Raw genomic sequence first — 21,584 nt, 5'->3', positions numbered from 1 at the left:
GCTTCAAATAAACAAAAAGGCCATCCTTGCGGATGGCCTTTTTGTTTTGTATTTCTAGCGAAAATAAAAGGCCACTTACGTGGCCTTTCTCTTTAAATATCAATGAATAACCTGAGACAAAAATGCACGAGTACGCTCCGACTTAGGATGAGCAAAGAACTCATTTGGTGGTGCTTGTTCCACGATCTCACCTCTATCCATAAAGATCACTCTGTCAGCCACCGTCCGCGCAAAGCCCATTTCATGCGTTACACACAACATTGTCATGCCAGACTCAGCCAGCCCAATCATGGTATCCAGCACTTCTTTAACCATTTCCGGATCCAGCGCAGAAGTGGGTTCATCAAATAGCATGATCTTAGGTTTCATACACAGTGAGCGCGCAATCGCCACACGTTGCTGTTGTCCACCAGATATTTGCCCCGGGAATTTATGCGCATGCTCTGCGATGCGTACCTTTTCCAGATAGTGCATTCCGAGAGCTTCAGCTTCTTTCTTGGGCATCTTGCGCACCCAGATCGGGGCAAGAGTGCAGTTCTGCAAAACGGTCAGGTGTGGGAAAAGGTTAAAGTGTTGGAAAACCATCCCGACCTCAGTCCTAACCTTCTCTATATTACGTAAATCATCGTTGAGTTCGGTTCCATCAACGACAATGCGCCCTTGTTGATGCTCTTCCAGGTGATTAATACAGCGTATAGTTGTTGATTTACCTGAACCGGAAGGTCCACACAGGACAATGCGCTCGCCTTGTTGCACCTTCAAATTGATATCTTTAAGTACGTGAAACTGCCCGTACCATTTATTCACATTCTCCAGCATGATCATCGCATCAGCGGGTTGCATCGTAATCTGGCTCATTTATTCATCCTCAGTGCGGTGTTCGTCCGGTGTTAAAACGTTTTTCAAGATGCTGGCTGTAGCGCGACATGCTGAAACAGAAAATCCAGTAGATGAGTGCTGCGAAGACATAGCCTTCGGTCGACATTCCAAGCCAGGCAGGATCGACAGTGGCTTGCTGTACGCTGCTAAACAGATCAAACAAACCAATAATGATCACCAGACTGGTGTCTTTGAATAGAGCAATAATGGTGTTAACCAGGCCTGGAATGACCATCTTTAATGCCTGCGGGAGGATCACTAATCCCTGGGTTTTCCAGTATCCCAACGCCAGAGATTCTGCGGCTTCGTATTGCCCTTTTGGTAGCGCCTGCAAGCCACCGCGAACCACTTCAGCGACATAAGCCGACTGGAAAAGGATCACTCCAACCAATGCGCGGATAAGTTTGTCTATGCTTGTTCCTTCAGAAAGAAACAGCGGCAGCATGACGGATGACATGAACAACACGGTGATTAGCGGAACGCCTCGCCAGAACTCAATAAATATCACTGACAAGATTCTGACTACCGGCATCGTCGAACGGCGACCTAAGGCCAGTAAGATCCCTAATGGCAACGCCCCGGCGATCCCGACGGATGCAATGATCAACGTTAATGTTAACCCACCCCACTGGCGTGTCTCGACACGGTCCAGACCTAAAAAGCCACCGTATAATAAACCCCAAACAACCAGCGGATAGATAACGGCCCATGCGGCGATGTAACGGCCACGGCGAGGCATCGCATTCCAGAACATTGGAATGATGGAAGCCAGACCAATAAGCAGTGCAAGGTTAATGCGCCAGCGTTGATCATGCGGGTAGAGCCCATACATAAATTGTCCGAAACGTGCGTGGATAAACACCCAGCATGCCCCTTCTTTAGTGCAGTCCGCACGGGTTTCACCAATCCAGTTAGCCTGGAAAATCGTCCAGTTTAACAAGGGTGGAATCAGCACCCACATCATCCACAAACAGAAAATAGTCAGTAAGCTATTAGACCAGCTGGAAAAAAGATTCTTACGAGCCCATTGCACGGCACTTGAGCGAACAGCTTTTGGGCGCGTGTGATGTGACACTAATGCTTTTGTCATCGTAATTCCTTAGCGCTCAACCAGGGCAATTCGCCGGTTATAGATATTCATCAGTAACGAAATAGTCAGACTTATAATCAGGTAGACCGACATCGTTATGGCAATATTTTCAATGGCTTGACCCGTCTGGTTAAGCACCGTTCCTGCGAACAATGAAACCATATCCGGGTAACCAATAGCGGCTGCCAGTGATGAGTTTTTGACGATATTGAGGTACTGACTGGTGAGTGGCGGGATGATGACGCGCATTGCCTGAGGAATAATAACCTGCCGTAATGTGACAGGGTTCGGTATGCCCAGGGAACGTGCTGCTTCGTGTTGGCCGTAGGGGACAGACTGAATTCCCGCGCGGATAATTTCGGCAATAAAAGCGGATGTATACACCGACAATGCTAAAGTTAATGCCGCCAGCTCAGGAATGAGAACCAACCCCCCACGGAAGTTAAAGCCCCGTAAAGCGGGAACATCCCAGTGTAATGCTGCGCCAAAAAAACCGTGTGCCAGTAGCGGTAACAAGATCAGTAATCCCAGACCGTAAGGCCAGGTGCGACGCAATTGCCCGGTTTTTATCTGATGCACTTTGTTATAGCGATACAAGCCTGCCGAGATTATCAGTGCTAACAAAATGGCACCGGTGAAAGCCAGTACACCTTCACCAATCTGCGGGGAGGGGATATAGAGCCCGCGGTTACTCAGAAAGAGAAGGTCGAATGCGTTGACTGCCTGACGAGGGCCGGGCAGGTTGCGAAGAACGGCAAAATACCAAAAGAAGATCTGCAATAATGGAGGGATATTGCGGAATGTCTCAATGTAGAAAGTAGAAAGTTTACGTAGCAACCAGTTATCGGACAGCCGGGCAAGCCCCAGAAAGAAGCCGATAAATGAAGCAAACACAATGCACAATGCGGAAACCAACAAAGTGTTCAGCAGACCGACGACAAACACGCGGCCATAAGTATCACCCTGCTCATAATCAACGAGATGCTGAACGATACCGAAGCCAGCGGCTCGGTCGAGGAATGCAAAACCTGAGGTAATGCCACGATTACTAAGGTTGGTGACGGTGTTATGAATCAGATAAATAGCGATGCCTACGACGGCAACGACAGCAATAATCTGGAACAGCCAGGCACGAACCGCTGGGTTAGAAAAGGAAATATCACCTTTTACGATTGGGCGGCGATGGGACATAAGCGAACCTCAGTAACATAAACTCAAACCCTGGGCACTACCGAAGTAGTGCCCATTTCTGACGTCTCGCTTAGCGAACAGGCGGTGCGTACTGAATACCACCTTTGTTCCACAGGTTGTTTTGCCCACGTTTGATTTTCAACGGGCTATCAGAACCGACGTTATGTTCGAAGATTTCAGCGTAGTTACCGACTTGTTTGACGATGTTGTACGCCCATTTATTATCGAGCTTCAGGTCTTTACCGAAATCGCCTTCTTTACCTAACAGGTGAGCCATATCCGGCGTGGTTGGATTAGCAGCCATCTGATCAACGTTTTTAGAGTCAATCCCCATCTCTTCAGCATTGAGCATGGCGAATAAAGTCCAGCGCACGACGGAGAACCAGTCTTCATCACCACGGCGTACGACTGGGCCTAAAGGCTCTTTTGAAATGACTTCAGGAAGAACCACCCACTCACCTGGTGTGCTCAGTTTGATGCGCAGTGCATAGAGTTGAGATTGGTCGGAAGCCAGAGTATCACAGCGGCCTGATTCCAGAGCCTTGGCTGACTCATCGGAGCGATCGAATGTTACAGGGGTGTACTTCATATTATTTGCTTTGAAGTAATCGGCGACGTTCAGTTCGGTATCGGTACCTGCCTGAATACAAACGGTCGCGCCATCCAGTTCTTTAGCGCTCTTCAGGCCTGCTTTGTTGTGCGTCAGGAAACCGATGCCATCGTAATAAGTGACGCCGGTAAACATCATTCCCATGCCAGCATCGCGTGATGAAGTCCAGGTGGTATTACGCGACAGAATATCTACTTCGCCTGACTGGAGAGCCGTAAAACGCTCTTTTGCGGTCAGCGGGGTATATTTAACTTTCGAGGCATCCCCAAATACCGCAGCGGCAACGCCACGACAAACGTCCACATCAATGCCGGTAAATTTACCGTTTGCATCAGCGTAAGAAAAACCAGGCAAGCCGTCACTTATCCCGCATTGCACAAAGCCTTTCTTCTTTACCGCATCAAACGTAGTGCCAGCATGAGCCTGATTGACTACCGCGAATAATGCACCGGCAGCGACCAGAGTGGAGATCAGAGTCTTTTTCATAATGCATCCTGTGTGGCGAAATTATCGTTATAAGTGTCGGCATCCGTATGGCGCCGTTTTTCCTGTCTGTGGCATCTGCCAGTCTGGTTAAAGCAAAGGGAGTGCCAAGATTGCGAGAGACGGCATGCGTGTGCCTCCCGTCGCAGTAAGCTGAGTGTAGACAGGAAAAATTACTTACAACGCCCCATAACGGGGCGAAAATGAAACCTACGCCACATTTCAGCGCAAAAAAGTTTCAGATTTTGATCATATGAAAAGAAGTAATTTCAGGCGTTAACATTAGCGTGAATAGCATATGTATTGGTTTGTGGAAGAAGTCACATCTGCTGCTGCAATAAAACAAAATCTGAAAGAAGTGAGTGATTTGTTTCACGCCAAAAAAGGTTGGGGATACAAGCCAGTGAAGCTAAAAAATGAAGTGGTAGGAATGGATGCACTTAAATAATGCAAAGGAAAATGACTGCGGATTTTCTAATAAAAAAGCGCGCCCTGTAGGGACGCGCTTTGCAAATATGGGATGTACTTTATTTAGTTAATGCAACGATACCCAGAGTTAAGCCGGCAATCGCTGCGGCACCACCGGCAATTGCACCCGCGGTTTCCCAGTTATCCTGAGTCGTCCCTTTCATGCAGGTGTTGGTGTGCACCAGGCGGCCCTGATCGTCATAGACTGGCACGCAAGGTGAGTTGGTTGCACAACCTGCCAGAAGTGTAGAAAGCAGCGCAGCGGCAATTAGCTTTTTCATATGGAACCTCATTAAACCAAACCCCGTTCAGGGATAACTCGTGCGTTAAGACTACAATTATCTAATAACCTGAACCGGTGTGAATGTGGTGATTTTATCACCGCAGTGGGCATGGAGAGCAGAGAGGAATAATTGCAATTCATGTGCTGTGTAAACAAAGTGGAGAAAAGCGGGCATAGGCAAGAAAGTGTGGAGAAAAAGTGAAGTTAAACATTTTCAGATAGCCAGTCGTGTCACAACTATTAAAAAGGGTGCCTTACCAAGGGTGGTAACTATTTAAACCTTATGGTTAATTGGTAATGGTCAGTGCGTGCTACAGGCTCGTTTAACACACGGTTAATTTTAAGGATTAGAATATGCCAGCTGTCATTGAAAAAGCATTGGACTACATTAGCGGTATGAATACATCCGCATCAACTCCACATTCTATGGATGAGAGTACAGCTAAGGGGATATTTAAGTATCTGAAAGAGCTGGGAGTGCCGGTTAGTGCAGATGATGTTACGGCAAGAGCTAATCAGGAGGGATGGAACGCTGAATTCACCAAAAAAGTCGCAGGCTGGGCTGATAAAATTGAGTCTGGTAACCGCGTTCTTATTAAAAACCCTGAATACTTTTCTTCATATATGCAAGAGCAACTCCGGGCGCTAGTACAAGCCGAACATTCACCAACCGAGTAGGTTTACAGAACGCATTTGTTCGCTTTTGTTCGGGGATTAGCCTTTCACCAGGCAGATTACAAACGTTAAAAAAGGCGCTTCCCCATGCCGAGTAGCGCCTTTTTAAACAACAACTTAACTGATTAATATCAGTTCATGCCGTATTTTTTCAATTTTTTACGCAGCGTGCCACGGTTGATGCCCATCATCAGGGCAGCGCGGGTTTGGTTGCCACGGGTGTATTGCATCACCATGTCCAACAATGGCTGCTCTACTTCAGCCAATACCAGCTCATACAGATCGTTAACATCTTGACCATTCAGTTGAGCAAAATAGTTCTTCAGTGCTTGTTTCACGGAGTCACGAAGAGGTTTTTGGGTAACCTGATCCTGTGAGTTAACGGTAGAAACGGTTAGTACGTCAGAATTTACGCGTTGTTCGAACATAGTTCTGTCAGCTCTTTATTTCTAATTACGCAAGATTTTCGAAGTATGCCTCCAACGCCTCAAGCTGTTCGCTTGCATCTTCAATGGCGTTGAATGTGCGCCGAAACTGGTCATTTGGAGCGTGTTCCTGTAAGTACCAGGAGACGTGTTTGCGAGCAATTCGGTATCCCTTAGCATGACCATAAAAGTCATGAAGTTCACCAATATGCCCACAAAGTAAGCGCTTTACCTCTGCCAGAGGCAGTGGAGGAAGCAACTCTCCAGTGTCCAGATAATACTGGATTTCCCGAAAGATCCAGGGTCTTCCCTGAGCCGCGCGTCCTATCATAAGAGCATCAGCCCCTGTGTAGTCGAGCACAGCTCTGGCTTTAAGCGGGTCAGTAATGTCACCATTCGCGATTACCGGAATGGAAACTTTCTGCTTAACTGCCCGAATGCTGTCGTATTCAGCATCTCCCTGAAATAAACAGGCGCGTGTGCGTCCATGAATTGTCAGAGCCTGAATGCCACAGTCTTCAGCCAGTTGGGCAATCTCTTCACAGTTACGGTGCGCCGTATCCCAGCCAGTGCGAATCTTCAACGTTACAGGTACGTCAACTGCGTTAATTACCGTTGTCAGGATAGACTTCACCAGATTTGGGTATTGCAGCAATGCAGAGCCTGCGAGTTTACGATTCACTTTCTTAGCAGGGCATCCCATATTGATATCAATAATCTGGGCGCCATTAGCCACGTTAATGCGTGCGGCCTCTGCCATCTCATCAGGATCACTACCGGCAATTTGCACGGTGCGAATACCTGGTTCATTCACGTGCACCATTCGTAAACGTGATTTATCACTCGCCCAAACTTCAGGGTTGGAGGACATCATCTCGGAAACAGTCAGTCCGGCTCCCATCTCATAACACAGCGTCCTGAATGGTCTGTCAGTGATGCCAGCCATAGGTGCTGCTATCAGTCGATTTCTGAGCTGGTGTTGTCCAATGCGCATGAGTTAAGAAATGACCATACTTGCCTGCAAGGCGGCGTATATTACGCATTTTTAGCCTGAGATGAAAGGCCAAACTTTGAACAATCAGCTGTCGTAGATCAATGAATCCTTATCTCGTGAAGTGATAAAAATAAATTAATTATATTTTTCAGTGTGTTATGTATTATTGGTTGATTTGTGCGCTTTTATATTTTCACCACATTCAGGGGTAATTCATTATTTTTTACGTATAAGACACCAGATAAAGTGCTGCTTAAATCACCAAAATTAGTGTTTTTCTGCGATCGGCATCTCATTTTACTGCGAGTTATCACTGGGATGAATTGTTGTAAACGGAGTGTTGCACGAGGAATTTTGAGATCAGTAACGTGGCTTGATACCACGTTACTGAGAGGAAGGTTTTAGAGTTTGATACCGGTAATTCGGCACCATTCTTCTTTTTCTGCGACTGGATCGAGCGTGAATTTATCCTGATATGCTTCGCAAACCCCCTCGGCCTGGCTTGCCAGAACGCCAGAAAGTCCAAGGAAACCGCCCTGAACAGGCAGCACGCTGATTAACGGGGCTAACTCACGCAAAGGGCCTGCCAGGATGTTAGCAACGACCACATCGGCGCTCATGACTTCTGGCTGGTCTTTAGGCAGATACAGTTCCAGGCGATCAGAAACACCATTGCGTTCTGCGTTATCGCGGCTGGCCTGAATCGCCTGCGGGTCGATATCAATACCAATTGCTTTCACTGCGCCCAATTTCAGTGCGGCAATAGCAAGAATGCCTGAGCCGCAGCCAAAATCGATAACGGTTTTGCCCGCCAGATCTAAGCTATCAAGCCACTCAAGACACAAAGAGGTCGTTGGGTGAGTGCCGGTACCAAACGCAAGGCCTGGATCCAGCATCACGTTCACTGCGCTAGCGTCTGGCACATCGCGCCAGCTTGGGCAAATCCACAGGCGTTTCCCAAAGCGCATTGGGTGGAAGTTATCCATCCATTCACGTTCCCAGTCTTTGTCTTCGATCTGCTCGATTTTATGGTGGAAACCAACGTTCAGCAGTGGGCAGTTTTCGAGGATAGCGACCACATCGTTCATGTCGGCTTCAGCGTCGTACAGACCGATCACATCGGTATCGCCCCATAAACGGGTTTCGCCAGGTAGTGGCTCAAATACCGGTGTGTCATGGGTATCCTGAAAGGTCACGGATACAGCGCCGCTTTCAATCAGTGCGTCGCCGAGTTCTTCAGCGGTTGCGCCAGTAGTATTAATTTTCAGTTGAATCCATGGCATAGCGAAACTCTTTATTTATCAGTAGTTGAAACGAGTGCTGGTACAGGTAAAGGCTGGCCAAAACGGTTGCCTACCAGGAACGCCAGCAAACTTAATAATAAGGATGGCACAATTGGGTGGAAGCCCAGGAACTGGATTTTGAAGCTCGCCAGCGCTGCATACAACCCGCCACCGACAATCATTGCGCTTAACGCGCCTGCGGCATTTGCCCGTTCCCAATAAAGACCGAGCACTAAAGGCCACAGGAACACAGCTTCTAACCCACCGAATGCCAGCAAATTCAGCCAGATGATCATTTCAGGCGGACGCCATGCTGCAAGTAGCAGTAACGCACCTAAAATCAGTGTGATCACCGATGACATTCTTTTCAGACGCTTTTCGTTAGTGATCTGATCTGGTCTCATATTCAGATAAAGATCTTTGACGATCGTAGCTGACGATTGAAGCAGTTGGGCATTAATTGTCGACATGATTGCTGCCATTGGTGCTGCGAGGAAGATCCCTGCCGCGAACGGTGGCAGAACTGTGACCATTAATGTTGGGATAACTAAATCCGGTACTTTCAAATCAGGTATCACTGCGCGGCCTAGTGCACCGGCCAGGTGCATACCAAACATCAAAATCGCCACCACAATCGTGCCGAGGATAATTCCACGGTGTACGGCTTTACTGTCTTTATAAGAGATGCAACGCACCGCCGTGTGAGGCAATCCAATCACGCCGAAACAGACCAGCACCCAGAATGAGGTCATGAAGGTTGGAGAGAGGATGTCATCGGCACCCTGTGGTGAGACAAGCTTAGGGTCAATGCGTTGAAGCGTATCTACCGCGTTGTGCAAGCCACCCGCAGCGTGAACGATACCCATCAACAGCAGAATCGTTCCAACCAGCATCACCATTCCCTGCATCGCATCGTTGAGAACGCTGGCACGGAAGCCACCGAATGCAGTGTAAAGCGCGATACTGATACCAAAAATCAGCAAACCAGTTTCGTAAGGAATACCCGCAGCGGTTTCCAGCAAGCGGGCCCCGCCAATGAACTGCACGGTCATGGCACCGATAAATGCCACCAACAGGCTAATACTTGCCAGCCACACCAGCAGCCGGCTTTGGTAGCGCGCATACAGCATGTCGTTCAGGGTAACGGCGTTATAGCGACGCGCCAGAATGGCAAACTTTTTACCCAGAATCCCCAGTGATAACCACACCGCGGGAAGCTGAATCATTGCCAGCAAAACCCAGCCCAGGCCATATTTATAAGCAGCTCCAGGACCGCCAATAAACGAGCTGGCGCTGATATAGGTGGCGGTGAGCGTCATCGCTAATACGAAGCCACCCATTGAACGGCTACCGAGGAAATACTCGTTAAGGAAATTTCCTGTCGTGCGACGCCTCATGGCATACATTGAAATGCCAAAGACGACTAACAGATAGGCTACCAGCGGCAGTACGACTTCAAGCTGCATGATCATCCTCCAATGGGATATCGCGGAAGATGAACTTCACCATGGCCCAGCACAGCAAAATAAACAGCAGAGGTACCAGCAGGCACGCCATTTCAAACCAGTGTGGGAGACCTGTTGGGCCGATATCGTTATTAGGTAAGTAAGCAGCCACTAACCATGCTGCGAGATAAAGAAGGGTTAGCCAAAGCGCCCAGCGGGCTTCTTTATGGGCCTGAACAAAACGCGCGTCCATTGTTGTCCCTTGAGTTGGCGGAAAGCGGCGATTGTAACGCATAGCCAAAAAAGAAAAAGGCCGGATAACCGGCCTTTTAGCGATGTTGACTGAGAAAACTTAGTCCTGAAGACCCAGTTTCTTCTCCAGATAGTGGATGTTAGTCCCGCCGTGCTGGAAGTTTTCATCGTTCATGATGCGAGTCTGCAAATCAACGTTGGTTTTGATGCCATCGATGATCAGCTCAGCCAGGGCGTTCTTCATACGCGCAATCGCCACTTCACGGGTTTCACCGTAACAAATAAGTTTTGCGATCATTGAATCGTAGTATGGAGGAACAGTGTAGCCGGAATAGATATGCGATTCCCAACGTACACCAAAACCACCCGGCACATGGCAGCGAGTAATTTTGCCAGGACTTGGCAGGAAGGTATTCGGGTCTTCGGCGTTAATACGGCATTCAACCGCGTGGCCTTTAACCTGAACATCTTCTTGCTTGATAGACAGTGGTTGTCCTGCAGCAATGCGAAGCTGTTCTTTAATCAGATCAACACCGGTGATCATTTCTGTTACCGGGTGTTCAACCTGGATACGGGTGTTCATCTCGATAAAGTAGAACTCACCGTTTTCGAACAGGAACTCGAATGTACCTGCACCGCGATAGTTGATATCGATACACGCTTTAGAACAGCGCTCACCGATGAATTTACGCAGCTCAGGCGTGATGCCTGGTGCTGGCGCTTCTTCCACAACTTTCTGGTGACGACGCTGCATAGAGCAGTCACGTTCAGCCAGATAGATCGCTTTACCCTGGCCATCAGCAAGAACTTGAATCTCGATGTGGCGTGGGTTTTCCAGGTACTTCTCCATATAGACCATATCGTTGTTGAAAGCAGCTTTTGCTTCCGCACGGGTCATATTAATGGATTGTTCCAGATCGGCATCGTTACGTACGACACGCATACCACGACCGCCGCCGCCGCCGGACGCTTTAATAATTACCGGGTAACCGATGCGTTTAGCATGGGCACGGTTTTTATCCATATCGCCGTCAAGAGGGCCGTCAGAGCCTGGTACGCAAGGTACACCAGCTTTCTTCATTGCGTTGATTGCAGAAACTTTATCGCCCATCAGACGGATAGTTTCAGCACGCGGGCCAATGAAGATAAAGCCTGAACGCTCAACCTGCTCAGCGAAGTTGGCATTTTCAGACAGGAAGCCATAACCCGGGTGAATCGCAACGGCGCCAGTAATTTCTGCCGCAGAGATGATAGCCGGGATATTCAGATAGCTTTTTACGGACTGAGCCGGGCCGATACAAACAGTTTCGTCCGCCAGCAATACGTGTTTTAGATCGCGATCGGCAGTGGAGTGTACCGCGACAGTCTTGATGCCAAGTTCTTTACAGGCACGAAGAATACGCAATGCAATCTCACCACGGTTAGCGATGACAATTTTATCCAGCATGTTCGCCTCGTTACTCGATGACGACCAGCGGCTCGTCAAATTCAACCGGTTGACCATTTTCAACCAGAATGGCTTTCACCACACCGGCTTTGTCAGCTTCGATCTGGTTCATCATTTTCATTGCTTCAACGATACACAGAGTGTCGCCAACGTTAACCTTCTGGCCAACTTCAACAAATGATTTAGCATCCGGGCTTGGGGTGCGGTAGAAAGTACCGACCATTGGGGAACGCACGATGTGACCACTGATTTCAGCAGCCGCCGGTGCTTCTGCCGGAGCGGCAGGTGCAACAACGTTAGACAGGCCGGCCTGTGGCTGTGGCTGGTACATTGGCGCAGCATAAGCCTGTTGCATCATCGGGTAGCCGGTGTTTACCGGTGCACGACTGATGCGAACAGATTCTTCGCCCTCAGAAATTTCCAGTTCAGAAATGCCTGATTCTTCAACCAGCTCGATCAGTTTTTTAATCTTACGAATATCCATGAGTGGGTTCCGTACTCTTGTTTAGATGGATTTTGACAAGCGTTTTACCGCCGTCTGTAGTGCATATGAATAGCCGTCAGCGCCTAATCCGCAGATGACACCAACCGCTTTATCAGAAAGATATGAATGATGGCGGAACGGTTCGCGCGCATGCACATTGCTCAGATGGATCTCGATAAACGGAATATCCACCGCTAACAAGGCATCACGCAGCGCAACGCTGGTATGTGTAAACGCGGCCGGATTAATCAGAATAAAATCGACAGTGTCTTTAGCCTGATGAATTCGGTCGATCAACTCATATTCAGCATTAGATTGCAGGTGGCTGAACGAGACATTTAGCGTTTTTGCTTCTTCTTCGAGAGAGTTAACAATTTGCGCTAGCGTCAGCGTGCCGTACTTCTCAGGCTCGCGTGTTCCCAGCATGTTAAGATTCGGACCGTTCAAAAGCAAAATGTGAAAATTAGCCGACATCGTGCTGCCATCTCCTGCAATTTGTAGGTATTTTACAAAATATACCTAAGTTGCTCGGTTGTCACCTTCAGAGCCAGAAAATGGCCTGTCAGAAAAACCAAAGTCGCACATTATAACGATTTCGTAGCATTTGGCAGCTAAATACTGGTCTTATCAGGGAAGATGATCAACTCATATCCTTTTTAGGGGCACAGTTGATCACTTTTCTGCGGAGAAGAACACATATCTGGAGTTAACGCAGCCACATCCGGAATTTCTTATAGCGCAAGGCCAAAAGGATGAATGCGCCAAGAGCATACAGCAACGGTTGCGGGGAAATAACCTTTACTGACCATAAAAAATGTATGGGGGCGAGAATTGCGACCAGATAGACGAAGTTATGCAGTTTTTGCCAGCGTGAACCTAATTTTCGTTGTAAAGATTGGGTCGATGTTGCCGCCAATGATAGCAGCACCAGCCAGCTGATTATTCCTAAAGTCAAATAGGGGCGCGTGACCAACTCCTTGCCGAGCAGTGCCAGATTACTGATTCCCAGTTCCAGCATGGCGTAGCTAGTTAGATGAAGAGTGGCCCAGGCAAAACACCACAATCCCAGTAGACGACGGGTACGAATCAGCAGTGGTTGTTTACCGTATCGCGCTAAAGGGGTGACCAGGAGAGTCGCCAGCAGTAACTTGAGCGCCATCCTGCCGGTAAAATGCTGGATATCCTTCGCCGGATCGGCGCTCAAAAAACCTTGGTTTGCGGCATAAAATAGCCAGACAAAAGGTAAGAATGCCGCGAGATGTAACCCCACTTTTAGCCACGTGATTTGCTTTGCAGTTAATCTCACTTAGAAATTCTCCTTCAGATTTAAACCTCGGTACAGCGAAGCAACCTGATCGGCATAGCCATTAAACAGCAATGTAGGCTGGCGTTTTACATCAAGCACGCCACCTGAACCAATGAATCTTTCACTCGCCTGCGACCAGCGTGGGTGGTCAACATTTGGGTTTACGTTGGCATAAAATCCATATTCATTTGGAGCTGCCATATTCCAGGTGGTGGGCGGTAGTTCACTAACCAGTTTGATACTGATGATCGATTTAATCCCTTTAAAGCCATATTTCCACGGAACGGTCAGGCGGATTGGCGCGCCGTTTTGCGGCGGTAGCGCTTTGCCATAAACACCCACAGTCAGCAAAGTTAGCGGATGCATCGCTTCATCAAGTCGCAGTCCTTCAACGTAGGGATACTTCAAACCGCCGCCAATAAATCGATCTTTCTGTCCAGGCATTTGCTCAGGGTCGTAAATTGTTTCGAAGGCGACATATTTCGCATTGCTGGTTGGTTCAACCAAAGCCAGCAACTTGCTGAGTGGGAAACCAATCCACGGCACAACCATTGACCAGGCTTCAACACAACGCATGCGATAAATTCGCTCTTCAAGCGTGAATTTTTTGTAGAGATCGTCGTAATCCAGTGTCAGTGGTTTTGCTACTTCGCCACTAATGGTGATTTTCCACGGATCGGTTTTCAGACTCCCGGCGTTTGCCGCAGGGTCGGCTTTATCCAGACCAAATTCGTAGAAGTTATTGTAGCCAGTGACTTTATCTTCTGGGGTCATGGCGAGCTTTGCCTGCCATTGTTCCGGTTTACTAAATTGCAAAGGTTTCCCTGAAGGGGCTGGTGGCCGGTCATTACCTTTAAACCAGGAAAGAATATCTGCATTTGCAGTCTGAGGAAGCGAGAGGGCAGCCGCACTGATACCTAGTGCTTTCAGTACCTGGCGGCGTTTCATCATAAAAACGGATTCAGCTGTGACATCAGCTTCTGTGAAGCGGGCGACCTTCTTCATCTTATACTCCAGCGTGGCTTTATTCCCTAAGCATGACGGAGAACGCTAAACCCTGCGAATTTGTCACAAAAAATTGAAACTTAAACATAGTTCTAGGTTTGTTGAATATTTGTTAATAGGGGCAGAGCTGTCAGCAGCTATACTTGAGTTTCAGTGTGCAAAACACTCGCTTTGCAACAAAGGGTGAGAATATGTTCACTGTGTTTGCCAGGGCACCTCTTTTGCTATGTAATGCCGCATCAGGTCAGGCTTGGTATATCTTCACCAAACGGAGTTAACACAAGGATGCGATTAACGACGAAACTCTCTGCTTTTATGACATTGCTGACGGGGCTCGCTATTTTTGTGACGCTCGTTGGTTGTTCATTAAGCTTCTTTAATGCGATGCATTATAAAGTGCATCAGCGTGTGGTTGCTGTTGCCACCATTATTGATAACGATTTAGTTTCCAGCTCACCAGATGCTCTGATCAAGCGCCTCAATGAGGTTATGGTTCCGATTGATATCATCGCGGTCGATTTCAAAATTGGCGATAACACCGTTTATCAGCACCAATTGACCCAAACCTATCGCTTGCTGGGAAACAGCTACAATTTCCGCACCGTGACTGTTGAATTAATGAAGCATCCCGGCATGTTTCTCAGTTTGACCTATCGCGATCCGGTCGCGGATTACTACAAATCTCTTTTCGCGACGGTACCTCTTTCTATCACGATTGGATTCATGCTTATCGTGCTGTTCTTTGCTATCCGCTGGATGAAAAAACAGCTTGCCGGGCAAGAGTTACTGGAAAGCCGTGCGCGACGAATTCTGAATGGCGAAAGAGGTGTTGAAGTACGTGGCTCGGTGCTGGAATGGCCGCCACAAGCCAGTAGTGCGCTTGATGTGTTGCTTTCAGATCTGCAAAACGCCAGCGAACAACGTAGCCGAATGGATACTCTGATTCGTGCTTTCGCCGCGCAAGATGCGAAAACGGGTCTGAATAATCGCCTGTTCTTTGATAACCAACTGGCGACTTTACTCGATGAGCAGGAGCAAGTTGGCGCGCATGGTGTGGTGATGATTATTCGTTTACCGGATTTTGAAACACTGCATGAAACTTGGGAGCGAAACGCAGTAGAAGAGTATTTGTTTACGATTATTAATATGTTATCGACATTTGTGATGCGCTATCCGGGGGCTTTGCTGGCACGCTATTTCCGTAGTGATTTTGCCGTTTTGTTGCCGCACCGCACATTGAAAGAAGCCGATAGCATTGCCAACCAATTACTGAAGGCCGTCGATTCGCTACCCCCAACGCGAATGTTGGATCGTAATGACATGATGCATATCGGTATTTGCGCATGGCGTAGCGGGCAAAGCAAAGAGCAAGTTATCGAGAATGCAGAGGTGGCGACGCGTAATGCTTCCCTGCAAGGAACCAACGGCTGGTCGGTTTATGACGATAGTTTGCCGGAAAAAGGGCGTGGTAACGTTAAATGGCGTACGCTCATTGAGCAGGTGTTGCAACGTGGCGGTCCACGCTTCTACCAAAAACCGTCCGTGAAGCGCGATGGCTATGTGCATCATCGGGAAATTATGTGTCGGATTTTCGACGGTGAACAAGAAGTATTGGCGGCAGAGTATTTGCCGATGGTTAAGCAGTTTGGTTTATCGGAGCAATATGACCGACAAATCATCGCACGGCTATTGCCGTTAGCAGGATTCTGGCCTGAAGAAACGTTAGCCATTCAAGTGTCGGTTGAATCACTGATTCGGGCTCCTTTCCAGCGTTGGTTGCGTGATGCGTTAATGCAATCTGAAAAATCACTTCGACGACGTATTCTTTTTGAACTTGCAGAGGCAGATGTTTGTCAACACATCAGCCGTTTGCAACCTGTGATTCGTTTGATCAAAGCATTGGGCGTACGTATTGCAGTTTCCCAGGCGGGATTGACCGTAGTGAGTGCGTCTTATATTAAAGAGTTGGATGTAGAGTTGATAAAACTGCATCCAGGGCTTGTGCGTAACATTGAGAAACGAACCGAAAATCAGCTGTTTGTACAGAGTTTGGTTGAGGCTTGTAACGGGACTCAGACACAAGTTTTTGCGGTCGGTGTAAGAACGCGAAGTGAATGGCAGACACTGGTAGAGAAAGGCGTGGCGGGTGCTCAGGGAGATTTTTTTGCGGCCTCTGAACCGCTCGATAGCAACGTGAAAAAATATTCGCAAAGATACTCGGTTTAACCTGCCGTTTATAAATATTTCACGTAGAATAACGCGCGCTGCATCTCAAGGGGGTGGATACGCCTGCTGACCAGATTGTTAAAGCACGAATGAACCCAGTTTGCTTCCTTGCACTGTTCGTTTAACCTACAGCGTTTGTTTAATTCCTCTGCGGTTCGAGGATAAACGTGCCGAAAGTGTAACGGTCGTAGTAAACTGCGCAAATTTTCACCATTGCAGAACATTTATGCGCCTTGTCGCTGCAATGAGTGGTTGGTAAAGTAAGCGGATTTTGTTTCCGCCCCAGCTTTCAGGATTATCCCTTAGTATGTTGAAAAAATTTCGTGGCATGTTTTCCAATGACCTGTCCATTGACCTGGGTACCGCGAATACCCTGATTTATGTAAAAGGACAAGGCATCGTACTGAATGAGCCATCTGTCGTGGCCATTCGCCAGGATCGTGCCGGTTCACCTAAAAGTGTTGCGGCCGTAGGTCATGATGCTAAACAGATGCTGGGTCGTACCCCTGGCAACATCGCGGCTATCCGTCCGATGAAAGATGGCGTTATCGCTGACTTCTTCGTGACCGAAAAAATGCTGCAGCACTTTATCAAGCAAGTGCATAGCAACAGCTTTATGCGCCCAAGCCCGCGTGTTCTGGTTTGTGTGCCAGTTGGCGCAACTCAGGTTGAACGCCGTGCTATCCGTGAATCTGCGCAAGGTGCAGGTGCTCGTGAAGTATTCCTGATTGAAGAGCCAATGGCTGCGGCTATCGGTGCTGGCTTGCCAGTTTCTGAAGCAACCGGTTCTATGGTTGTGGATATCGGTGGTGGTACTACTGAAGTTGCCGTTATCTCTCTGAACGGTGTGGTTTACTCCTCTTCCGTTCGTATTGGTGGTGACCGCTTTGATGAAGCCATCATTAATTATGTGCGCCGTAACTACGGTTCACTGATTGGTGAAGCAACCGCTGAACGTATCAAACACGAAATCGGTTCTGCTTACCCAGGCGATGAAGTGCGCGAAATCGAAGTTCGTGGTCGTAACCTGGCTGAAGGTGTTCCACGCGGCTTTACTCTGAATTCCAATGAAATCCTCGAAGCCCTGCAAGAGCCTTTGACCGGCATCGTGAGTGCGGTAATGGTTGCGCTGGAGCAGTGCCCACCAGAATTGGCTTCTGACATTTCTGAGCGCGGTATGGTTCTGACTGGTGGTGGCGCATTGCTGCGTAACCTCGACCGTCTGCTGATGGAAGAAACAGGCATTCCGGTAGTAGTTGCAGAAGATCCATTGACTTGCGTAGCCCGTGGTGGTGGCAAGGCACTGGAAATGATCGACATGCACGGCGGCGACTTGTTCAGCGAAGAGTAATCAGCCACACGTAAAAGGCAGTGACCATCACTGCCTTTTCCTTGCTGGCCCTGGAATACGCATAGCCTATGAAGCCAATTTTTAGCCGTGGCCCTTCGTTGCAGTTTCGCCTAATTCTGGCGGTGCTGGTGGCGATTGGTGTCATTATTGCCGATAGCCGTCTGGGTACGTTCAGTCAAATTCGAACGTATATGGATACTGCCGTCAGCCCTTTCTATTTTGTCTCAAATGGTCCCCGTGAATTGCTCGACAGCGTCTCGCAAACACTGGCATCACGCGATCAGCTAGAACTCGAAAATCGTGCACTGCGTCAGGAACTGATCCTGAAAAACAGCGAATTACTGATGATGGGTCAATATCGTCAGGAAAACGCACGTCTGCGCGAATTGCTTGGTTCACCGTTGCGTCAGGACGAGCAAAAAATGGTGACTCAGGTTATCTCTACCGTTAACGATCCTTACAGTGACCAGGTTGTCATTGATAAAGGGAGCGTGAATGGGGTCTATGAAGGTCAGCCAGTCATCAGTGATAAAGGTGTCGTAGGTCAGGTCATTGCGGTGGCTAAACTCACCAGCCGTGTTTTGCTTATCTGTGATGCGACCCATGCGCTGCCGATTCAGGTACTGCGTAATGACATTCGCGTTATTGCGGCGGGTAACGGCTGTACTGACGATCTACAACTGGAACATTTACCGGCAAATACCGATATTCGCGTAGGCGATGTATTGGTGACGTCTGGTTTAGGTGGTCGCTTCCCTGAAGGTTATCCGGTGGGTGTCGTTTCCTCTGTGAAACTTGATACTCAACGTGCGTACACAGTTATTCAGGCTCGCCCAACCGCGGGTTTACAACGTCTGCGTTATTTGCTGCTGTTGTGGGGCGCGGATCGTGAAGGCAAAACCCCTATGCCGCCGGAAGAGGTTCATCGCGTAGCTAATGAGCGTCTGATGCAAATGATGCCGCAGGTATTGCCTCCGGCTGATTCTGTTGGCCCGCCAGCCCCAGCTCCGATTCCACCTCCGGCAACCGGAATGACTCAGGCTCCTGCAGGGAAGCCCGCTTCTCCTGCACCTGCTACCCAGGGAGGGCAGTAGTGGGGAGTTACCGTAGTCAGGGTCGTTGGGTAATCTGGCTCTCTTTCCTTGTCGCCTTGCTGTTACAAGTAATGCCCTGGCCTGACGATCTGAAAATCTATCGTCCGGACTGGGTTTTACTTATTCTGCTGTACTGGATTCTGGCGTTGCCCCACCGGGTAAATGTTGGCACTGGTTTTGTGGTGGGTGCCATACTGGATCTGATCAGCGGTTCCACCCTGGGCGTGCGAGCGTTATCTCTGAGTATCGTTGCTTACCTGGTGGCGTTGAAGTACCAGCTATTCCGCAATCTCGCGCTTTGGCAACAGGCTTTAGTGGTTATGCTGTTGTCATTGATGACAGATGTCATTGTTTTCTGGTCTGAATTTTTAGTCATTAACGTATCTTTCCGTCCGGAAATTTTCTGGAGTAGCGTGGTTAACGGCGTGCTGTGGCCATGGATATTTTTGCTGATGCGTAAAATTCGCCAACAATTTGCTGTGCAATAGGATTTAACATGACATCTTTGTATCTGGCATCGGGTTCTCCACGTCGTCAGGAACTTCTGACTCAGTTGGGTGTGTCATTTGAGCGCATCATTACCGATGTAGAAGAACAGCGTCTTAGCGGTGAGAGTGCGCAACAATATGTTGTGCGCCTGGCGCGAGATAAAGCGCGGGCAGGTGTGGCATTAGCGCAACATGACTTACCGGTTTTAGGTGCAGATACTATTGTTATCTACAATGGCAACGTGTTGGAAAAACCTAAAGATGAACAACATGCTGCCGAAATGCTGCGCATGTTGTCCGGGAATCAGCATCAAGTGATGACGGCAGTAGCGTTAGCCGATCGCGAATCGTTACTGGATTGCCTGGTGACGACTGAAGTGACATTTCGCGCATTATCAGAACAGGATATCGCCGGCTACGTGGCCTGCGGTGAACCCATGGATAAAGCAGGTGCATACGGTATTCAAGGGCTTGGTGGTTGTTTTGTCAGGAAGATTAATGGCAGCTACCATGCTGTAGTCGGCTTACCGCTAGTTGAAACCTATGAATTGCTGAGTAATTTTCACGCTTTGCGTGATGGACGAGGAAAACATGACGGCTGAATTATTAGTCAACGTGACCCCATCGGAAACTCGGGTGGCTTACATTGATGGTGGAATACTGCAAGAGATCCATATTGAACGCGAAGCACGTCGCGGGATCGTAGGGAATATCTACAAAGGTCGTGTAAGCCGGGTACTTCCGGGAATGCAGGCGGCATTTGTAGATATTGGCCTTGATAAGGCAGCGTTTCTTCACGCTTCTGACATCATGCCACATACCGAATGTGTGGCTGGTGAAGAGCGAAAAAACTTCACAGTACGCGATATCTCCGAACTGGTGCGCCAGGGGCAAGACCTGATGGTTCAAGTGGTGAAAGATCCGCTGGGTACTAAAGGCGCGCGACTGACCACTGATATCACACTGCCGTCCCGTTACCTGGTCTTTATGCCAGGAGCCTCGCATGTGGGGGTCTCTCAACGCATTGAAAGTGAAGCTGAGCGTGAGCGCCTTAAACGTGTGGTTAACGCATATTGCGACGAGCAAGGCGGATTCATCATCCGTACTGCGGCAGAAGGGGTATGTGAAGACGATTTATCTGCAGATGCAGCTTACCTAAAGCGTGTATGGACAAAAGTCAGCGAACGCAAAAAACGTAATAAAACACGATGCCAGCTGTACGGTGAATTAGCGTTGGCACAACGTGTACTGCGTGATTTCGCAGATGAGGCACTTGACCGAATTCGTGTCGACTCCCGCCTGACTTACGACATGCTGCTGGAATTTACCGCAGAGTACATGCCGGAAATTCACGGCAAAATTGAACACTACAGCGGTCGCCAGCCTATTTTCGACCTGTTTGACGTTGAGAACGAAATTCAGCGCGCGCTGGAACGAAAAGTTGAGCTGAAATCTGGCGGCTATCTGGTTATCGATCAGACTGAAGCCATGACTACCGTGGATATCAACACGGGGGCATTTGTTGGTCATCGCAATCTCGACGATACTATTTTTAATACTAATATCGAAGCGACGCAGGCTATTGCCCGCCAGTTACGTTTGCGTAATCTGGGCGGCATTATCATCATCGACTTCATTGATATGAGTAATGAAGATCATCGCCGTCGCGTGTTGCATTCTCTTGAGCAAGCGTTGAGTAAAGACCGTGTGAAAACCAGTATTAATGGTTTCTCGCAGCTTGGCCTGGTTGAAATGACACGTAAACGCACGCGCGAAAGCGTTGAACATGTGCTGTGTAATGATTGTCCAACTTGCCACGGTCGCGGTACCGTGAAAACGGTTGAAACGGTCTGTTATGAGATTATGCGTGAAATTGTCCGCGTGCATCATGCTTACGATTCTGACCGCTTCCTGGTTTATGCCTCACCAGCCGTGGGGGAAGCACTGAAAAGTGAAGAGTCCCATTCACTGGCCGAAGTTGAAATTTTTGTCGGCAAGCAAGTCAAAGTACAGATCGAGCCGCTCTATAATCAGGAGCAGTTTGACGTCGTTATGATGTAGCTCTCTGTGCGGTTGGCGCAGGTTCGAGTCCCGCTCCGGCGGCT

General features: G+C 48.6%; 23 protein-coding genes. 8 read left to right on the top strand and 15 right to left on the bottom strand.

Annotated features, from left to right (window positions below):
• Window positions 1-99: 99 nt before the first annotated feature.
• From M977_RS09015 to M977_RS09000, 4 genes are all read right to left on the bottom strand, one after another.
• The gene (locus M977_RS09015) at window positions 100-858 is read right to left on the bottom strand and encodes an amino acid ABC transporter ATP-binding protein (protein WP_064514184.1); all 759 of its coding nucleotides are present in this window, start codon (window positions 856-858) and stop codon (window positions 100-102) included.
• A gap of 10 nt (window positions 859-868) precedes the next feature.
• Window positions 869-1,969 carry an amino acid ABC transporter permease gene (locus tag M977_RS09010; RefSeq protein ID WP_064514182.1) on the bottom strand — a complete coding sequence of 367 codons (1,101 nt, stop codon included), beginning with the start codon at window positions 1,967-1,969 and terminating at the stop codon, window positions 869-871.
• 9 nt (window positions 1,970-1,978) lie between these two features.
• Window positions 1,979-3,160 carry an amino acid ABC transporter permease gene (locus M977_RS09005; protein ID WP_064514180.1) on the bottom strand — a complete coding sequence of 394 codons (1,182 nt, stop codon included), beginning with the start codon at window positions 3,158-3,160 and terminating at the stop codon, window positions 1,979-1,981.
• Window positions 3,161-3,230: 70 nt separating this feature from the next.
• On the bottom strand, window positions 3,231-4,256 hold the full coding sequence (locus M977_RS09000; RefSeq protein WP_064514179.1) for an amino acid ABC transporter substrate-binding protein: 1,026 nt from the start codon (window positions 4,254-4,256) through the stop codon (window positions 3,231-3,233).
• Between the two features lie 295 nt (window positions 4,257-4,551).
• On the opposite strand from M977_RS09000, the gene M977_RS25235 reads away from it, so the two are divergent.
• Complete coding sequence (locus tag M977_RS25235; protein ID WP_157092056.1) at window positions 4,552-4,701, top strand: hypothetical protein; 150 nt, start codon at window positions 4,552-4,554, stop codon at window positions 4,699-4,701.
• 79 nt (window positions 4,702-4,780) lie between these two features.
• Here M977_RS25235 and M977_RS08995 read toward each other — a convergent pair whose 3' ends face one another.
• Window positions 4,781-5,002 carry a hypothetical protein gene (locus M977_RS08995; RefSeq protein WP_034459881.1) on the bottom strand — a complete coding sequence of 74 codons (222 nt, stop codon included), beginning with the start codon at window positions 5,000-5,002 and terminating at the stop codon, window positions 4,781-4,783.
• 356 nt (window positions 5,003-5,358) lie between these two features.
• Here M977_RS08995 and M977_RS08990 point away from each other — a divergent pair, with 356 nt between their 5' ends.
• Window positions 5,359-5,682: a DUF1889 family protein gene (locus tag M977_RS08990; protein ID WP_064514177.1), complete on the top strand. Its 324-nt coding sequence runs from the start codon at window positions 5,359-5,361 to the stop codon at window positions 5,680-5,682.
• A 128-nt stretch (window positions 5,683-5,810) separates the two neighbouring features.
• Here M977_RS08990 and fis read toward each other — a convergent pair whose 3' ends face one another.
• The 10 genes from fis to msrP all read right to left on the bottom strand — a co-directional run bounded on the left by fis (window position 5,811) and on the right by msrP (window position 14,320).
• The gene (gene fis, locus M977_RS08985; RefSeq protein WP_000462905.1) at window positions 5,811-6,107 is read right to left on the bottom strand and encodes a DNA-binding transcriptional regulator Fis; all 297 of its coding nucleotides are present in this window, start codon (window positions 6,105-6,107) and stop codon (window positions 5,811-5,813) included.
• Window positions 6,108-6,132: 25 nt separating this feature from the next.
• Window positions 6,133-7,098, bottom strand: coding sequence for a tRNA dihydrouridine synthase DusB (gene dusB / locus M977_RS08980; protein WP_064514176.1), 966 nt, complete (start codon window positions 7,096-7,098; stop codon window positions 6,133-6,135).
• 401 nt (window positions 7,099-7,499) lie between these two features.
• Entirely contained in the window at window positions 7,500-8,381 is an 882-nt protein-coding gene (gene prmA / locus M977_RS08975; RefSeq protein WP_064514174.1) for a 50S ribosomal protein L11 methyltransferase, read from the bottom strand.
• Window positions 8,382-8,392: 11 nt separating this feature from the next.
• Window positions 8,393-9,847: a sodium/pantothenate symporter gene (gene panF / locus M977_RS08970; protein ID WP_064514171.1), complete on the bottom strand. Its 1,455-nt coding sequence runs from the start codon at window positions 9,845-9,847 to the stop codon at window positions 8,393-8,395.
• On the bottom strand, window positions 9,837-10,079 hold the full coding sequence (locus tag M977_RS08965; protein WP_064514169.1) for a YhdT family protein: 243 nt from the start codon (window positions 10,077-10,079) through the stop codon (window positions 9,837-9,839). Before M977_RS08965 ends, panF begins: the two co-directional genes overlap by 11 nt.
• A gap of 99 nt (window positions 10,080-10,178) precedes the next feature.
• The gene (gene accC / locus M977_RS08960; RefSeq protein ID WP_064514167.1) at window positions 10,179-11,525 is read right to left on the bottom strand and encodes an acetyl-CoA carboxylase biotin carboxylase subunit; all 1,347 of its coding nucleotides are present in this window, start codon (window positions 11,523-11,525) and stop codon (window positions 10,179-10,181) included.
• A 10-nt stretch (window positions 11,526-11,535) separates the two neighbouring features.
• Window positions 11,536-12,009 carry an acetyl-CoA carboxylase biotin carboxyl carrier protein gene (accB, locus tag M977_RS08955; RefSeq protein ID WP_064514164.1) on the bottom strand — a complete coding sequence of 158 codons (474 nt, stop codon included), beginning with the start codon at window positions 12,007-12,009 and terminating at the stop codon, window positions 11,536-11,538.
• A 21-nt stretch (window positions 12,010-12,030) separates the two neighbouring features.
• Window positions 12,031-12,483: a type II 3-dehydroquinate dehydratase gene (aroQ, locus tag M977_RS08950; protein ID WP_034459855.1), complete on the bottom strand. Its 453-nt coding sequence runs from the start codon at window positions 12,481-12,483 to the stop codon at window positions 12,031-12,033.
• Between the two features lie 232 nt (window positions 12,484-12,715).
• Complete coding sequence (msrQ, locus tag M977_RS08945) at window positions 12,716-13,315, bottom strand: protein-methionine-sulfoxide reductase heme-binding subunit MsrQ (RefSeq protein WP_064514162.1); 600 nt, start codon at window positions 13,313-13,315, stop codon at window positions 12,716-12,718.
• On the bottom strand, window positions 13,316-14,320 hold the full coding sequence (gene msrP, locus M977_RS08940; protein WP_064514160.1) for a protein-methionine-sulfoxide reductase catalytic subunit MsrP: 1,005 nt from the start codon (window positions 14,318-14,320) through the stop codon (window positions 13,316-13,318).
• A gap of 285 nt (window positions 14,321-14,605) precedes the next feature.
• Here msrP and csrD point away from each other — a divergent pair, with 285 nt between their 5' ends.
• The 6 genes from csrD to rng all read left to right on the top strand — a co-directional run bounded on the left by csrD (window position 14,606) and on the right by rng (window position 21,540).
• On the top strand, window positions 14,606-16,546 hold the full coding sequence (csrD, locus tag M977_RS08935) for an RNase E specificity factor CsrD (RefSeq protein WP_064514158.1): 1,941 nt from the start codon (window positions 14,606-14,608) through the stop codon (window positions 16,544-16,546).
• Between the two features lie 307 nt (window positions 16,547-16,853).
• A complete protein-coding gene (gene mreB / locus M977_RS08930; protein ID WP_000913396.1) occupies window positions 16,854-17,897 on the top strand; it encodes a rod shape-determining protein MreB in 1,044 nt (347 codons plus the stop codon).
• A 68-nt stretch (window positions 17,898-17,965) separates the two neighbouring features.
• Window positions 17,966-18,991: a rod shape-determining protein MreC gene (gene mreC, locus M977_RS08925; protein WP_064514156.1), complete on the top strand. Its 1,026-nt coding sequence runs from the start codon at window positions 17,966-17,968 to the stop codon at window positions 18,989-18,991.
• Entirely contained in the window at window positions 18,991-19,479 is a 489-nt protein-coding gene (mreD, locus tag M977_RS08920; protein ID WP_034459838.1) for a rod shape-determining protein MreD, read from the top strand. The genes mreC and mreD overlap by 1 nt, the downstream gene beginning before the upstream one ends.
• 8 nt (window positions 19,480-19,487) lie before the next feature.
• Entirely contained in the window at window positions 19,488-20,081 is a 594-nt protein-coding gene (locus tag M977_RS08915; protein WP_034459836.1) for a Maf family protein, read from the top strand.
• Window positions 20,071-21,540: a ribonuclease G gene (rng, locus tag M977_RS08910; RefSeq protein WP_064514154.1), complete on the top strand. Its 1,470-nt coding sequence runs from the start codon at window positions 20,071-20,073 to the stop codon at window positions 21,538-21,540. Before M977_RS08915 ends, rng begins: the two co-directional genes overlap by 11 nt.
• Window positions 21,541-21,584: the final 44 nt, after the last annotated feature.

Origin of the sequence: Buttiauxella gaviniae ATCC 51604 (assembly GCF_001654835.1) — a bacterium.
In the GTDB taxonomy this organism is placed as follows: Bacteria; Pseudomonadota; Gammaproteobacteria; order Enterobacterales; family Enterobacteriaceae; genus Buttiauxella; species Buttiauxella gaviniae.
This window is presented reverse-complemented; position numbering and strand designations above follow the sequence as displayed.